Here is a 16,510-nt window from a genome sequence, read left to right on the forward strand (position 1 = left end):
AATGAAATGGAAAAGGCGCGCCCCAGAGGCGCGCCTTTTTTTGCTATTCCAGCTCGATCAGCAGGTCCTTGGCGTCAATTTGGCCGCCTGGCTGAACGTGGATGGCTTTGACTACGGCGTCCCTTTCGGCGTGAATGCCAGTCTCCATCTTCATGGCCTCGATGGTCAAAAGCATATCGCCTTCTTTGACCTCTTGTCCCGCAGTAACCGCAACGGTTGCCACGACACCCGGCATCGGTGCGCCGATATGTGCGAGGTTGCCGATTTCTGCTTTGGGTCGGGCCTGCGTGGTTGATGTCACCAAACGGTTTGGCACCCGGATCACACGGGGCTGACCGTTCAGTTCAAAGAACACTTTGACCTCACCATTTTCATCGGTTTCACCGATGGCCTGACAGCGAATTTCCAGAGTCTTGCCGGGATCGATTTCCGCGGCGATCTCTTCGCCGGGCTCCATTCCATAGAAGAATGTGCGCGTGGGCAGGGTGCGGACGGGGCCATAGATCCGATGGCGACCCATGTAATCAAGGAACACCTTGGGATACATCAGGTATCCGTTCAGATCCTCGTCGTCGACCTCTTTGCCGTCCAGTTGTTTGGACAGTTCGGCGCGCGTTTCCTCCAGATCGACCGGGGGTACGTCTTTGCCGGGGCGGTCAGTGTTGGGGCTTTCGCCCTTAAGCGCCTTGCTGATGATCGCATCAGGGAACCCGCCCGGAGGCTGCCCCAGATTGCCGCGCATCATGTCGATGACCGAATCCGGGAAGGCCACGTCCGAGTCCGGGTTTTCGACATCGGCGCGCGTCAGCCCTTGGCTGACCATCATCAGCGCCATATCGCCAACCACTTTTGACGAAGGCGTGACTTTGACGATATCGCCGAACATCTGGTTCACGTCCGCATACATCTGCGCCACTTCATGCCAACGCTCTTCCAGGCCAAGGCTGCGCGCCTGAGCCTTGAGGTTAGTGAACTGGCCACCGGGCATCTCGTGCAGATATACCTCGGATGCAGGGGCCTGCAGGCTGGATTCAAAGGCCGCATACTGGCCTCGGACCACCTCGAAATAGTCGCTGATTTCGCGGATGGCCTTGATGTCCAGACCGGTGTCGCGTTCCGTATGGCGCAGCGCTTCGACCACAGTGCCCAATGTCGCCTGAGAAGTGTTGCCACTGAAGCTGTCCATCGCGCAATCCACTGCGTCCACACCCGCCTCGGAGGCGGCCAGAATGGTGGCGCTGGCGATACCGGCAGTGTCGTGCGTGTGGAAGTGGATCGGTAATCCGACCTCTTCTTTCAGCGCACGGATCAAAATCTTGGCCGAGGCTGGTTTCAGCAGGCCGGCCATGTCTTTCAGGCCCAGAATATGAGCCCCGGCATCGCGCAGCTCTTTCGCCATGCCAACATAGTATTTTAGGTCATATTTGGCACGGTTCGGGTCCAGAATATCGCCAGTATAGCAAACGGTGCCTTCACAGATTTTACCGTTCTCGACCACCGCATCCATCGCGACACGCATATTTTCGACCCAGTTGAGAGAGTCGAAGACGCGGAACACGTCGATATTTTCTGACGCCTGACGAACGAATTCCTGCACCACGTTGTCGGGGTAATTGGTGTATCCAACCCCGTTTGCGCCGCGCAAAAGCATCTGGGTCATCAGGTTCGGCATCACCTCGCGCAGGTCACGCAGACGTTGCCATGGACATTCCTGCAAGAACCGATAAGCCACATCGAAAGTGGCGCCGCCCCAGCATTCGACGCTGAACAGCTGCGGCAGGTTGGCCGCATAGCTCGGGGCCACTTTGATCATGTCGATCGACCGCATCCGCGTCGCCAGCAGCGACTGGTGCCCGTCGCGCATCGTGGTGTCGGTGATCAGCAACTGGCGCTGAGCCTTCATCCAATCGGCCACCGCCTGCGGGCCCTTTTGTTCTAGCAGATTGCGGGTGCCCATCTGCGGTTCACTTTTCAGAGCCGGGGCCTTGGCCTCTTTCAGATCGGTACGCGGTTCGGGACGATCCTTGGTTTCGGGATGCCCATTCACGGTGATATCCGCAATATAGGTTAGAACCTTGGTGCCCCTGTCACGGCGTCGTTTAAAGGTGAACAGCTCGGGCGTCGTGTCGATGAACTTGGTGGTGTATTCATTCGACAGGAAAGTCGGGTGTTTCAGCAGGTTGATGACAAAGTCGATATTGGTGCTGACGCCACGAATACGGAACTCGCGCAGCGCTCGGTCCATTCGCGAAATCGCGGCCTGTGGCGTCGGGGCCCAGGCCGTGACCTTGGTCAGCAGCGAGTCGTAGTACCGCGTGATTACACCACCCGCATAGGCCGTGCCGCCATCCAGGCGAATACCCATGCCAGTAGCCGAGCGGTATGCGGTGATGCGACCGTAGTCGGGAATGAAGTTGTTCTGCGGGTCTTCGGTTGTGATCCGGGTCTGAAGGGCATGACCGTTCAGGTGCACATCCGCTTGGCTGGCGGCGCCGGTGGCTTCGGCCAACGATTTGCCCTCGGCGATCAGGATCTGTGCCTGCACAATGTCGATACCTGTGACTTCCTCGGTGACGGTATGTTCCACCTGAACGCGCGGGTTCACCTCGATGAAGTAGAACTTGCTGGTTTCCATATCCATCAGGAACTCGACGGTGCCTGCGCATTCATAATTTACATGGGCGCAAATCTTGCGGCCCAGTTCGCAGATTTCCGCGCGTTGTTCTTCGCTGAGATACGGGGCAGGCGCGCGTTCCACGACTTTCTGATTACGGCGCTGGACCGAGCAGTCGCGCTCATACAGATGGTAAATTTCGCCATGTTTATCGCCCAGAATCTGCACTTCGACATGGCGGGCGCGGATAATCATCTTTTCCAAATAGCCCTCGCCATTGCCAAAGGCAGCCTCGGCTTCGCGGCGGCCTTCCAGGACCTTTTCTTCCAGTTCGTCCTCGGATTCGATTGGGCGCATGCCGCGGCCACCTCCGCCCCAGGATGCTTTGAGCATCAGGGGATATCCGATCTCTTTGGCTTGTGACCGGATCGCGTCCATATCGTCGCCCAGCACTTCGGTCGCAGGGATCACCGGAACTCCGGCGGCGATGGCCACGCGGCGGGCGCTGGCCTTGTCGCCCAAGGCGCGCATGGTTTCGGCCTTTGGTCCAATGAAGGTGATCCCGTTCTGGACGCAGGCATCCACGAAATCTGGGTTTTCCGACAACAAGCCATAGCCCGGGTGGATGGCATCCGCACCACATTCCTTGGCCACGCGAATAATCTCGTCAATGCTGAGGTAAGCGGCAACCGGCCCCATCCCCTCGCCGATGCGATAGGCCTCGTCCGCCTTGAAACGGTGCAAGCCAAGCTTGTCCTCTTCCGCATATACGGCGACTGTGCGTTTGCCCATCTCATTCGCTGCGCGCATCACGCGAATGGCAATCTCGCCGCGGTTGGCGATCAGGATCTTGTCGAAATGTGTCATATCAGGTCCCGGTCCTGTTTGTTTGGCGAACTTCTAGGCGAACAATACGCGCAGGTATATCGGTGATTTGGGTAGAACCGGCATGTTAACGCTCGCAAACGCCTCCTGTTGGTGAATGCTTGATAGCCTTGCTGCGCTGCGGCATCAAGACTGGTGAATTGCGGCGTGATTTGGCGTGTTCATTATGGACTTTTTGGCCACGGTCGGCAGATGCTTTGCCAAGTTTCGACATAGCAGGCAAGTTGCGCGCATGGTCGTGCCGGGTGCCGAGCCGATTGACTTCAAGAACGTTGGGAACGAAAGGCCTGACCGTGTCCGGTTATCGTGGATGTGCAGCCCCGAGAGGTTTTGGGCAGATCGTTTGCGTGCTGCTTGCCTCAAATCATTGCGTTACTTCTTTATCCGATCCTCTGAAAGATCACCGACCGTTTAAGAGTCTAGGGATTGTGCCGCTCAAAAGCGATAGGGCTGGCTAGGACGGTTGGCAAGATCGCGATGTGGCCAAGATGTTGGTGAAAGCTAACAAGTATAGAAGTGGCTACCTTGCCCGCTCAGTCAGGCGCCGAGTAACTGAAGTTTTTGCTAAGTATTAGCTAGAGTTTCACGCCGCCGCGACTGGGCCTGAAGTCCGAACCTTTTGGCCGTTGCTATCAGCGGACCCGGTTTCGGTTGGCGTTCCCTTGGCGACTTGCACCTGATTGCGCCCTTTGTCTTTTGCCATATACAGCGCGTCATCGGCGGCGCGCATCAAATCTTGCGGCATGGTGCCATGCGCCGGGTAATGCGATACACCAACCGAAATCGTTATTCGCGGCAGCGACTTGTCACCGTATCGGACCGAGACCGCTTCGACCGACTGCCGTAATTTCTCGGCACGGCTCACCGCGTCATCCGGGGTGTTGTCCGGCAAGATCAGCATGAATTCCTCACCACCAATACGGCAGGCAACCTCGTCCCGGTCACAGCCCTGTTCCAAGGCGGCTCCGACTGCGCGCAGCACCATGTCGCCTGCATCATGGCCATGAGTGTCGTTGAACTTCTTGAAATGATCGACATCAACGGCGATCAGGCTCAGCGGTACACCGGTCTGTTGACTGCGTGAAATAGACTTGCGCAGGGTTTCCGTCATATGACGACGGTTGAACAGTCCGGTCAAAGGATCACGCACGGACTGGTCGTGCAGCTGATCGCGCATCCTCACATTTGCAATGGCCATGCTGATCTGTTCAGCGCAGAGCTGCGCCAGTTTCCTGCTAACGTGAAACTCTTCTTCGCGCTCTTCAAGCGCGCGCAGATGCAGCAGGCCGACTGTTTCGCCATGCGCCAGAATTGGAAAGCAGAAATACGGGCGACCGTCATGCGGTTCCGCATGTTCGCAGATGAAATCAATCTCGGAGACGCCGAATTCATAGGTACGCCCCCGGCGCAGACCCCAGCACCCCTCGGGGTGGATATGCGCTTTATGGGTGCCGCCGTTCCAGCTGGCACATCCATCCAGCACATCGCGCGAGTTCGAGTAGACGTAAACGCTGCCCTCTGCTTCGGGCAGGATATGGGTCATAAAGCGTGAGACCATGTCGAACAGCTCATCCAGAGAACGGCTGGATTGCAGCCATTCGTTCAACTCCCCTAGCAGCCGCACCTCACGCGCCAGCCGCAACTGGTCAGCCATCAGATCACGCTCTTTTTCGGATTGTTTGTGCAAAGAGCGCAGTTGCGCCCGGTTGGTCCTGTAGGTCACCAATGACACCATCGCCAGCGCCAACAGGGCCACACCGCTTAGAACGATCAGCGAAATTCTAAGCCGGGTTATGAAGGTCGCCCGCAAATCCGAGATATCGGTAAAAAACTCTATCGCACCGATGAAGCGACCGTTTTTTGTAACCGGCATAAAGACTTTGACTATGTGATGCGCACTGGAGTTCTGAATGTTGCCTGTGTGCAAGTCCAAGCCGTCAATCTCGGATAGGGGCACAACCTCTTGTAAATAGTACACCATTCCCCGGGCAACATCGGCGCGAAAGAACGCGCTGTCTTCGCGCAGGCCGACCTCACCTTGACGAGTGGACCAGACCACGCGTCCACTCGTGTCGAACAACCTGAACCGGTAGACATCCGATGCTTCGGGCATCGAGGTCAGAAACTCTGCGTCATGCCCGTCTATATGGCCGGTTCGCAGCGTTGTTTCGGGGTCTTCAAGGTGCAAAACAACCCTGCGTTTCCACAATTCTGACTGTTTGAGGATATCTGTCCGCAGCATCCGTTCCACCAAGGGCGCAGGAAGCCGATAGACACCCCAGCCCGCTCCAATGGCGAGGCTGATCAGCAATAGGGTGATCCCGGTCCATTTGAGTCGATGATTGATCGTCCCCCGCTCAGCCAATGCCATATCCATATGCTCCCAAACCTTTGGGCCAAGCATCTGACCTAAGGCTTTACAGAGAGTTAATGGCATCAGTCGAACACCGCTTCATTTGGTTAGAATTGAACGCAAGGAAAATCTTAAAAGCTTGTGAACAAGCCGTGAACAAAGCCTTTCCCTTTGCGCCCATCCGGCGTAGTTTAAGCGTATGAGCAGTTTTGACGAAATGGACGCCTTCGAGGGCGCATCGCTGTCGGCGCGGGCGATGCCTGCGGTGGCTGCCGACTATTTGAACGACCTCAACCCGGCACAGCGCGAAGCGGTCGAGCGGCTGGACGGTCCGGTTTTGATGCTGGCAGGTGCCGGCACGGGCAAGACCAAGGCACTGACCGCGCGGATCACCCATCTGCTCAGATCGCATCGGGTACGCGAGAACGAGATTTTGGCCGTGACCTTCACCAACAAGGCCGCGCGCGAGATGAAAGAACGGGTCGGGCGCATGCTGGGCCGACCTGCCGAAGGGATGCCGTGGCTGGGAACGTTCCACGCGATCTGCGTCAAACTGTTGCGCCGCCATGCCGAACTGGCGGGCCTCAAGTCGAATTTTACCATTTTGGATACGGATGACCAAAAGCGCTTGCTCAAGCAACTGACTCAGGCAGCCAATATCGACGACAAACGCTGGCCTGCGCGGATGCTGGCCGGGATCATTGATGACTGGAAAAACCGCGCGCTGACGCCAGATAGGGTGCCTGCTGCGGATGCCGGAGCTTATAATAACAAAGGCATTGAGCTTTATGCCCAATACCAGACCCGCCTGCGTGAGCTGAATGCGGTGGATTTCGGCGATCTGCTGTTGCACGTGGTGACGATCTTTCAAACCCACCCGGATGTGCTGGAGCAATACCAACGCTGGTTCCGCTACATCCTTGTCGACGAGTATCAGGATACCAATGTCGCCCAATATCTCTGGCTGCGTCTGCTGGCCGGGGGGCATAAGAATATCTGCTGTGTTGGCGATGACGATCAGTCGATCTATGGCTGGCGCGGGGCTGAGGTGGGTAACATCCTGCGGTTTGAAAAGGATTTCCCCGGCGCTTTCGTGGTGCGGTTGGAGCAGAACTATCGCTCGACCCCGCATATTCTGGCCGCCGCCTCGAATGTGATCCGTGGCAATGAAAAACGACTGGGTAAAGAGCTTTGGACCGACCGGGAAGAGGGCGAAAAGGTTCGCCTGATCGGCCATTGGGATGGCGAGGAAGAGGCGCGCTGGATCGGAGAAGAGATCGACGCGATGCAGAGCGGGACGCGTGGCGTGCGCCCGATGAACTTGGACGAAATGGCTATCCTCGTGCGCGCGTCGCACCAGATGCGCGCGTTCGAGGATAGGTTTCTGACCATTGGGATGCCTTACAAAGTGATCGGCGGCCCTCGGTTCTATGAGCGGTTGGAGATTCGCGATGCCATGGCCTATTTCCGGCTGGTGGTCAGCCCCGAGGATGATCTGGCCTTCGAGCGGATCGTGAACACGCCCAAACGCGGCCTTGGAGACAAGGCGCAGCAGACGATTCAGGTGGTGGCGCGCGAAAACGGAGTGTCTCTGGTCGAGGGCGCGCGGATCGTTGTCGACAACCAATTGATCAAGGGCAAGGGCGGCAAGGCGCTGCGCGAGTTGATCGACGGGCTGGCTCGGTGGAATGCGATGACACGCGGACCACGTATCGAAGTGGATGATGACACCGTCATTGATGACGGGGTGTCTCCGATCCGCTATGGCGCGCCCGAGCACACGCATATCGAACTGGCGCAGATCGTGCTGGACGAGTCCGGCTATACCGCCCATTGGCAGAATGAAAAGACGCCCGAGGCGCCGGGGCGGCTGGAAAACCTCAAGGAACTGGTCAACCAGCTGGACAATTTCGAGAACCTGCAAGGGTTCTTGGAACATGTCAGCCTGGTCATGGACAATGAAAAGGAAACGGATGGGGCAAAGGTCTCGATCATGACTCTGCATGCGGCCAAGGGGCTGGAGTTTCCCGCCGTGTTCCTGCCGGGTTGGGAGGACGGGTTGTTCCCGTCGCAGCGGTCGATGGACGAGACCGGAATCAAGGGGCTCGAAGAGGAACGGCGTCTAGCCTATGTGGGCATCACCCGTGCCGAAGAAGTCTGTACGATTTCCTTTGCCGCCAACCGCCGGGTGTTCGGGCAATGGCAGAATTCGATGCCATCACGGTTTATTGACGAACTGCCCGAGGAGCATGTCGAGGTTCTGACGCCTCCGGGGCTCTATGGCGGGGGGCAGCCGTCGGCCGGGATCGAAACCCGCGCGGCTGGGGCAAATGTCTATAACTCACCCGGCTGGAAACGGCTGCAGGCGCGGCAGGGACAATATGGCATGTCGCAACCGCGCGAAACCCGCAACACGGTGATCGACGCAACCGCGGTGGCAAGTTTCACACTGGGTGAACGGGTGTTTCACAAGAAATTCGGCTATGGCGCAGTGGAGGGCATCGAGGGCGACAAGGTTGAGGTCGCGTTCGACAAGGCGGGCACCAAGAAGGTTGTTGCCCAGTATCTTTTTCCGAAGGACGACGTTCCGTTTTAACCAAAAGGAATGCGCCTGACGGCGCATGCTCAATGTTTTGAAAGGCGCCTGGGTGGGCGCCTTTTTCTTTGGGGGAAACGAAAAACGGCGGTTCCCAGGGAGGAGGAAGGAAACCGCCGTTCTTTTCAACACCAAGGCAGGGAGGAGGAGAGCCCCGATGTATCCGAACCCGGGTTTGATCCCGGTATGAGGAAGACGCGGCGACGTCAGGGAGGAGGAGAGACGTCGCCGCGTACTTTCAACATCAGGGCAGGGAGGAGGAGAGCCCCGATGTATCTGCTTCCGGCGTTCAGGGCCGGTATAAAAGGCGGCAACGTCAGGGAGGAGGAGAGACGTTGCCGCAGATTACAGACCCAAGGGAGGAGTAGGGTCTGATCTCTGTATTGCTGTGCGCTTAACGCGCGAATTGTTCTTCTGCGGCCTGCATTGCCAGCCGACGGATCATTGAGCGGTGCAGGCCCAGGTCGGCCAACTCGCGATCGGACAACTCGGACAGTTCGTTAACCGTCTGGCGGTAGGCCCGATAGCGTGCAAACCGGGTCTTTGCGGTTTCGATCATCGAAGCCAGGCCGAATGCCGGAGCGCTTCTCAGAGCGGTTTGTTGTGTTGCTACACCCATCTGCGTAACCCGTTTCGTATGTTGGTGCCGAAGTGTTTCGGCGTTTGCTTGAGGATGAAAATAAGCAAATGCTGCGATTGCACAATAGTTGACGTCGTCAATGCTGCTATGCAGCAAATGCATGGATATCAAAGAGTTGAATGTTGGCAATCGAATATGCCTTAAAAATATGGGTTTGAGTTGCGCCAAGGGTGTCGCTTCTAATGCGGTTCCACTGAAAACCATAGGATCGTGACGTAAGGTCCGATTGCTTCGGTACGGTTATCGAAGAAGCCGAATGGCTGTGGTCGTGCGTATATGGGAAATCGTGGGTTCAGGTGGTTTTTAGTAACTTGGGAGTGCGTGGGAACCGAGCCACCTTTGTTGATTCGTAGTTTGGAATGGAGGATTTGCTGGCTCTATCTACGGGGAATCGATGAAAGTGAAAAAATGTTGGGAATTCATGGGATGCTCATAATTTCTCTGGTTTGTCTATATATGGTTGCTTTGAGGTAGTTGTGTTCTAATTCTGGTGTATAAATAGAGTTTCCATTCATTTTCTTATCGATTACATTGTGAGTTGGGACGTGAGTGTGAGAAATTTTCTATTGATTTCCATGAATTCCCATGCCATCCCTTGGTTATCCGATGAGGACGAGGCACATGGGGCGCTAAACGACCCCGAACCAATAAAATCAGGTTTCATACAGGCATCTCGCTTTCATCAATCAAGAGATCCGGCGCGCGGGCGAGCAGACATCCCCCCAGGTGGCGCGCGCAGCTGGACATCCCGCAAAGCGGGTCAATGCGGCGGGTTGATCAGTGGCAGCAGATCAACCCGCCGTTTTAATTCTGGGGGGAGTGAGAATTTCAAGTGGGGCGCAAGCGAAAGGGACAGTCGTCTTGGCGCGCAGGTTTAGAGGTGAAAGCCGCCATAAGGTGGACACGAAGGGCAGGGTCTCGATCCCGGCCTCGTTTCGCCGTGTGCTTGAAGCTTCTGATCCCAACTGGCAGCCCGGTGACAATCCCGAACTTGTAATTGTTTATGGCGACCACCGGCGCAAATTCCTTGAATGCTATACTATGCAGGCGATTGACGAAGTTGACGCCAAGATTGATGCGCTTCCACGGGGCTCAATGCAGCGGAAGACATTGCAGCGCATGTTCCACGGACAATCCTTTCCGACAAACGTGGATGAGACCGGGCGTCTGGTTCTACCCGCCAAGCTGCGCAGCAAGATTGACCTAGAGGGCGAAGCCTTCTTTATTGCCGCTGGCGACACGTTCCAGATCTGGAAGCCTGAAACCTACGAGTCTGATGAATTGGCGGCGGCCGAAGAATGGCTGGATGATCAGCCCGAAGATTTTGACCCTCTGGTGTTCCTAGATGGCGTCGGGGACGCGTGACGGCATGGCCGGTGCGCAACCCTCTTCTGACAAACCACATATTCCGGTATTATTGCGCCCTTTGCTGGCTGCGGTCTCTCCGGTGTCGGGTGTTTGGTTGGACGGAACCTTTGGTGCCGGGGGATATACCCGTGGCCTGCTCGAGGCAGGCGCGGACAAGGTCGTCGGCGTTGATCGTGATCCGCTGGCCTTTGAAATGGCCGCGGACTGGGCCAAGGGCTATGGCGATCGGCTGGTGATGCAGCCCGGCGTCTTTTCGCGTCTGGACGAATACGCGCAGGACTTGGACGGGGTGGTGCTGGACCTTGGGGTTTCCTCCATGCAGCTGGATTTGGCCGAGCGTGGCTTTTCCTTTATGAAGGACGGCCCGCTGGACATGCGTATGAGCCAGGACGGCGAAAGCGCGGCTGATCTGGTCAACACAGCAAGCGAAGCGCAGCTGGCCGACATCCTGTTTCACTATGGTGAAGAACGCGCCAGCAGGCGTATTGCCAAAGCGATTGTCAAGGCGCGGGCGGAAGAGCCGATCACAACCACTTTGCGGTTGGTGGGGCTTATCGAATCCTGTCTGCCCAGGCCCAAACCCGGTCAATCGCATCCCGCGACACGCAGCTTTCAGGGGCTGCGCATCGCGGTGAATGCAGAATATGAAGAATTGTTCCAGGGCCTGATGGCCGCTGAGCGCGCGCTGAAACCTGGCGGGCAGCTGGCTGTTGTGACGTTTCATTCGATCGAAGACCGCATGGTCAAGCGGTTCTTTCAGTCGCGGGCGGGCAAAACAGGTCGGGCAAATCGCTATGCGCCCGAAATTGCGCAGGACCAGCCGCAATTTACGCTCAAAACCCGTAAGGCAGTGGGGCCGGACGAGCAGGAATTACAAGAAAATCCGCGTTCGCGCTCAGCCAAGCTGCGTGTTGCTGTGCGCACCGAGGCTCCGGCGGGGGAAATTGAAGCCCGCGCCATTGGGATGCCGCAACTAGGGGGAAGGGCAAAATGAAGAGTGTATTGTATGTGTTGACTGCCTTGGCCGTGTTCGGGGTGGCCCTTTGGGCGTATCAAGAGAACTACCGCACCCAGCAAGTTGTGAAAGAAACGCAAACACTGCAACGAGAGATCGGCGTGGCGCAGGTCCGACTGGCCGTTCTGAATGCGGAATGGGCTTATTTGAACCGTCCTGATCGTCTTCGAGAGCTGGCGGATCTGAATTTTGAACGTCTCGGCCTGCTGCCCTTGCGAGCAGAGCAGTTTGGACGCGCGGATCAGGTTGCCTATGCCGAGGATCCGGATCTTCCGATTGTCGATCCCATCGAATTGCAGGCGATAACCAACATTAAGGCGTTGGGAGAGGTGCAATTCCCATGACGCGCACGCCCCTCCGCCCTCTGGCCCGTGTCCTGGATGCGCGTGCACGCGGTGAAAACCCCAAGGTTATCGAGCGCGAAAACATCCAGAAGCGCCATGAAGATATGAAGGACAGGGCCCGCGCTCGGGCCGAGGGCCGTTTGCTGGTGCTGGGTCTTTTCTTCTTTTGCGCCTTCTCGGTGGTTGGCGTTCGGATGGGGATGCTTGCGACATCCGAGGCGCAAGAACCCTTGGCCAACGCCCCCGGTGCCACAATCGCGATGCAGCGCGCCAATATTGTTGACCGTGAAGGGCGCATTCTGGCGACCAACCTGGACACCTATTCCGTCTATGCCCAGCCGCCGTTGATGATCGATCCGATTGCCGCCGCGGATCAACTGGTGGCAATCTTCCCGGATTTGGAAAAAGACCGTCTGATCAAGGATTTCACCGGCAACCGCAAGTTCCTGTGGATCAAAAAGCGTATCTCGCCCGAGCAGAAGCAAGCCGTGCATGACATCGGTGATCCAGGTATTCTGTTTGGCCCCCGCGAAATGCGCCTTTACCCGAATGGCAAGCTGGCAGCACATATCCTTGGCGGGTCAGGTTTTGGGCGTGAAGGCGTGAGCGCTGCCGAGGTGATAGGCGTGGCCGGGATTGAAAAGCAGTTCGACGATTATCTGCGGGACCCTGCCAACGGAAACAAGCCGCTGCAACTCTCGCTGGATCTGACTGTACAGGCCGCTGTCGAACAGGTGCTTTTTGGTGGCATGAAGATCATGAACGCCAAAGGCGCCTCAGCCGTTTTGATGGATGCGCATACGGGCGAGGTCATCTCGGCGGCGTCGCTGCCATCCTTTGATCCCAATGATCGCCCGCGCCCCCCGACCTCGGGGTTCGATCCATCGGACAGCCCCTTGTTCAACCGCTATGTGCAGGGCGTGTACGAGTTGGGATCGGTGTTCAAGATATTCACCGCCGCGCAGGCAATTCAGCTTGGTCTGGTGAATTCTGAAACGATCATCGACACCTCGGGTCCGATGAAAATCGGTCGTTTTCCGATTGGTGAGTTCAACGGCAAGAATTACGGCAAGATCAGCGTGGCGGATGTGATCGTCCACAGCTCGAACCGGGGTACTGGGCGTCTGGCGCTGCAAATTGGCGCGCAGCGGCAACAGGAATTCCTGCGTTCGCTGGGCATGTTCGAACCGACCCCGTTCGAGATTGTCGAAGCAAAAGGTGGTGAGCCGCTCAAGCCCAAGAAATGGGGTGAGCTGAGCACAGTGACCATTTCTTATGGCCATGGCTTGTCGACCAGCCCGATGCATCTGGCGGCGGGATATGCGGCGATTGCCAATGGCGGGTATTATGTCAGCCCAACCATTCTGCGCCGGAGCGGGTCACAATATGGCCCGCGCGTGATGTCGCTGGGGGCGGCGACGCAGGCGCAGAAGATGCTGCGCAAGGTTGTCACCGATGGCACCGCCAGCTTTGGCGATGTCGCGGGGTATGACGTGGCAGGTAAAACCGGTACGGCAGACAAACCGAAACCGCGCGGTGGGTACTATGATGACAAAGTCATCGCCACTTTCGCCACGATCTTCCCGGCCTATGATCCGAAATACGTGCTGATCGTCACGCTGGATGAACCTTCCATCGTGGCCTATGGCGAAAAGCGCCGGACGGCGGGGTGGACAGCCGTCCCTGTGGCGGCAGAATTGATCGGACGGATCGCGCCCTTGCTGGGTCTGCGCCCCCGGCTTGAGCCTGAGGCGCGCGCTGCTATAACGCTGACCTCGAATTAGGCGTCCGGCGAAAGGTGGGTCATGGGCACTAGGACAAAGAAACTCAGCCAACTGGCCCTGACCGCGCGTGCGGGTGCAAACCCTGAGATTACCGGGTTGGCCGTTGATAGCCGCGAGGTCAAAGACGGTTATCTGTTTGCGGCACTTCCGGGAACGCGGGTCCATGGCGCAGAGTTCATTCAATATGCTCTGCGCATGGGGGCCGCCGCAATCCTCACCGATGCCGAAGGGGTCGAGGTCGCAGCGGATGTGCTTGCGGGGTCGGATGCCGCGCTGGTGGTGGTTGAAGACCCAAGGCAGGCGCTGGCAGGATGCGCAGCACTGTGGTTCGGAAAGCAGCCTCAGACCATCGTGGCTGTGACGGGGACCAATGGTAAAACCTCTGTCGCGACCTTTGTCCGTCAGATTTGGATGGAGCTGGGCCATGCCGCCGTCAACCTGGGCACAACCGGGGTCGAGGGCGCATGGACTGCCCCTCTAGCGCATACAACGCCCGAACCGATCACCCTGCATCGGTGTTTGGCCGAGGCGGCTGAGAATGGCGTGACGCATGCGGCGATGGAGGCATCCTCGCATGGTCTCGAGCAGCGCCGCCTCGACGGGGTACAGTTGGCGGCAGCGGGTTTCTCGAATTTCACCCAGGATCATCTGGATTATCACGAAACCTTCGAGGCGTATTTTGCGGCCAAAGCAGGACTTTTCGACCGCGTGTTGCCTCAGGACGGCACGGTTGTGGTCAACATGAGCGATCCAAAGGGTGGGCAGGTTCGTCGTATCGCTGAAACCCGTGGACAAAATGTGCTGACCGTTGGATTGGGTGATGCAGATCTGTGTCTGCTCAATCAGCGCTTTGATGCAACCGGGCAGGATCTGCGGTTTTCGTGGCAGGGTAAGGTGTATCAGACCCGATTGAACCTGATCGGTGGGTTCCAGGCTGAAAACATCCTGCTGGCATGTGGGCTGGTGATCGCTGGTGGCGAAGATCCCACGCGTGTTTTCGAGACCCTGCCGCATCTGACGACGGTCCGGGGACGGATGCAACTGGCTGCGACGCGTGAAAACGGGGCTGCTGTGTTTGTCGACTACGCCCATACGCCAGATGCTGTGGCCACGGCACTCAAGGCTTTGCGCCCTCATGTTATGGGCCGGCTGATCGCCGTCATCGGTGCCGGCGGAGATCGTGATGCGACCAAGCGCCCGCTGATGGGCAAGGCTGCGGCCAATAACGCTGATGTGGTATTTGTCACCGACGACAATCCCCGAACCGAAGACCCAGCTACCATTCGTACTGCGGTGATGCTGGGCGCGCCCGAGGCAACCGAAGTGGGTGATCGTGCCGAAGCCATCCTGCGCGGCATAGATGCCCTGCAACCGGGTGATGCGCTGCTGATCGCCGGTAAAGGGCACGAGACAGGCCAGATCGTGGGCGATCAGGTTTTACCTTTCGACGACGTAGAACAGGCCAGCATCAGCGTGGCCGCCCTCGACGGGAGGGTGGCATGAGCCTCTGGACTGCGGCCGAGGCCGCTGCGGCCACGGGTGGGCGTGCCACTGCTGATTGGCAGATCAATGGCGTATCCATCGACACCCGGACACTGCAGTCCGGCGACTTGTTTGTTGCTCTCAAAGCGGCACGCGACGGCCACGATTTTGTGGCGCAAGCGCTTGAGAAGGGCGCAGGCGCAGCGCTGGTCTCGCAGATACCCGAAGGCGTTTCCCCGCACGCGCCGTTACTGATCGTCGAGGACGTGCAGACCGGGCTTGAGGCGCTGGGACAGGCGGCTCGTGCCCGGACAGAGGCGCGCGTGGTCGGTGTAACCGGCAGCGTCGGCAAGACATCGACCAAAGAAATGCTGGTCAACATCTTGGAAATTAATGGGAAAACACATGCCAGCGTTGCCAGCTACAACAACCATTGGGGGGTGCCGCTGACGCTTGCGCGGATGCCGCGCGATACCGAATTCGCTGTGATCGAGATCGGGATGAATCATCCCGGAGAGATTGCTCCGCTGGCGCGTCAGGCCCGTCCACACGTGGGATTGGTCACCACAGTTGCGGCAGTCCATCTGGAAGCATTCGAGTCGGTTGCAGGTATTGCGAAAGAGAAAGCCGCGATATTCGAAGGGTTGGTCCCAGGCGGTGCGGCCATCGTGAATGCGGATATCGAACACGCCGACATTCTGCGCCAATACGCAGATGAGGCCGGAGCAGGGATCGTCGATTTTGGGCGCGCTGCGTCAGATTACGTGCTGACCGATGTTGTGCAGAAACCGGACTCGGTCCATGCAACGGCCAGGGTCGACGGAAAAGCCATCTCCTTTGATGTGCAATCAGCAGGCACTCATTTTGCCATGAATGCACTTGGGGCATTGGCGGCCTGCGTTGAACTTGGTGTCGACCTGAACGAAGCCATCGCAGGCTTGGGCAACTGGTTGCCGGTAAAAGGTCGCGGCGTTCGCGAGCAGATTTCACTGGCGGATGGTGATCAGGTCGAATTGCTGGACGACAGCTATAACGCCAATCCAACTTCGATGGAGGCTGCCTTGGAAGTTTTGGCCGCCTCACAGGGCAGGCGCCGGATCGCATTTCTGGGTGATATGAAAGAGCTGGGCGAACAAGAGATCCCCATGCATGCAGCGATGGCGAATGTCGCGGCTATGACGCAGATGGATCAGGTTCACTGCATTGGCCCGCTTATGAAAGCGCTTTACGATGCGTTGCCAGCGGAAAAGCGCGGACTTTGGTTTGAGACCAGCGTTGAGATGGCTGAACGGCTGCCAGAGCTGATCTGCGCAGGCGACACTGTTCTGGCCAAAGGATCACTCAGCATGGCGCTGGCGCGAATTGTTGACGGTTTGCGGGAAATGGGGCAAGGGGACGCGCTTGAGCCATGATCGCCGCACGGGAAAGG

General features: G+C 57.7%; 10 protein-coding genes. 7 read left to right on the forward strand and 3 right to left on the reverse strand.

Features of this window, described 5'->3' with window-relative positions; all coding sequences use genetic code 11:
• Positions 1 to 43 precede the first annotated feature (43 nt).
• Together AC2FLE_RS01185 and AC2FLE_RS01190 are read right to left on the reverse strand one after the other, a co-directional pair.
• Positions 44 to 3,481: a pyruvate carboxylase gene (locus AC2FLE_RS01185; RefSeq protein ID WP_281994913.1), complete on the reverse strand. Its 3,438-nt coding sequence runs from the start codon at positions 3,479 to 3,481 to the stop codon at positions 44 to 46.
• Positions 3,482 to 4,082: 601 nt separating this feature from the next.
• Positions 4,083 to 5,870 carry a sensor domain-containing diguanylate cyclase gene (locus AC2FLE_RS01190; RefSeq protein ID WP_496696063.1) on the reverse strand — a complete coding sequence of 596 codons (1,788 nt, stop codon included), beginning with the start codon at positions 5,868 to 5,870 and terminating at the stop codon, positions 4,083 to 4,085.
• Positions 5,871 to 6,051: 181 nt separating this feature from the next.
• Here AC2FLE_RS01190 and AC2FLE_RS01195 point away from each other — a divergent pair, with 181 nt between their 5' ends.
• On the forward strand, positions 6,052 to 8,448 hold the full coding sequence (locus AC2FLE_RS01195; RefSeq protein ID WP_496694809.1) for an ATP-dependent helicase: 2,397 nt from the start codon (positions 6,052 to 6,054) through the stop codon (positions 8,446 to 8,448).
• A 394-nt stretch (positions 8,449 to 8,842) separates the two neighbouring features.
• Here AC2FLE_RS01195 and AC2FLE_RS01200 read toward each other — a convergent pair whose 3' ends face one another.
• Positions 8,843 to 9,067, reverse strand: coding sequence for a DUF1127 domain-containing protein (locus AC2FLE_RS01200; protein WP_142635057.1), 225 nt, complete (start codon positions 9,065 to 9,067; stop codon positions 8,843 to 8,845).
• Positions 9,068 to 9,949: 882 nt separating this feature from the next.
• On the opposite strand from AC2FLE_RS01200, the gene mraZ reads away from it, so the two are divergent.
• The 6 genes from mraZ to AC2FLE_RS01230 are packed head-to-tail and all read left to right on the forward strand — an operon-like array spanning position 9,950 to position 16,493.
• Positions 9,950 to 10,453, forward strand: a complete 504-nt coding sequence (gene mraZ, locus AC2FLE_RS01205) for a division/cell wall cluster transcriptional repressor MraZ (RefSeq protein WP_496694810.1) — start codon at positions 9,950 to 9,952, stop codon at positions 10,451 to 10,453.
• A gap of 4 nt (positions 10,454 to 10,457) precedes the next feature.
• Positions 10,458 to 11,450, forward strand: a complete 993-nt coding sequence (gene rsmH, locus AC2FLE_RS01210; RefSeq protein WP_496696065.1) for a 16S rRNA (cytosine(1402)-N(4))-methyltransferase RsmH — start codon at positions 10,458 to 10,460, stop codon at positions 11,448 to 11,450.
• A complete protein-coding gene (ftsL, locus tag AC2FLE_RS01215; RefSeq protein WP_142635053.1) occupies positions 11,447 to 11,815 on the forward strand; it encodes a cell division protein FtsL in 369 nt (122 codons plus the stop codon). The genes rsmH and ftsL overlap by 4 nt, the downstream gene beginning before the upstream one ends.
• On the forward strand, positions 11,812 to 13,599 hold the full coding sequence (locus AC2FLE_RS01220) for a peptidoglycan D,D-transpeptidase FtsI family protein (RefSeq protein WP_496694811.1): 1,788 nt from the start codon (positions 11,812 to 11,814) through the stop codon (positions 13,597 to 13,599). Before ftsL ends, AC2FLE_RS01220 begins: the two co-directional genes overlap by 4 nt.
• Before the next feature lie 21 nt (positions 13,600 to 13,620).
• On the forward strand, positions 13,621 to 15,102 hold the full coding sequence (locus tag AC2FLE_RS01225) for a UDP-N-acetylmuramoyl-L-alanyl-D-glutamate--2,6-diaminopimelate ligase (protein ID WP_496694812.1): 1,482 nt from the start codon (positions 13,621 to 13,623) through the stop codon (positions 15,100 to 15,102).
• Positions 15,099 to 16,493 (forward strand): UDP-N-acetylmuramoyl-tripeptide--D-alanyl-D-alanine ligase, encoded by a 1,395-nt coding sequence (locus AC2FLE_RS01230; RefSeq protein WP_496694813.1) that lies wholly within the window; start codon positions 15,099 to 15,101, stop codon positions 16,491 to 16,493. The genes AC2FLE_RS01225 and AC2FLE_RS01230 overlap by 4 nt, the downstream gene beginning before the upstream one ends.
• The last annotated feature ends 17 nt before the right edge of the window (positions 16,494 to 16,510 follow it).

Source organism: Ruegeria sp. CDSA077, from assembly GCF_059612265.1.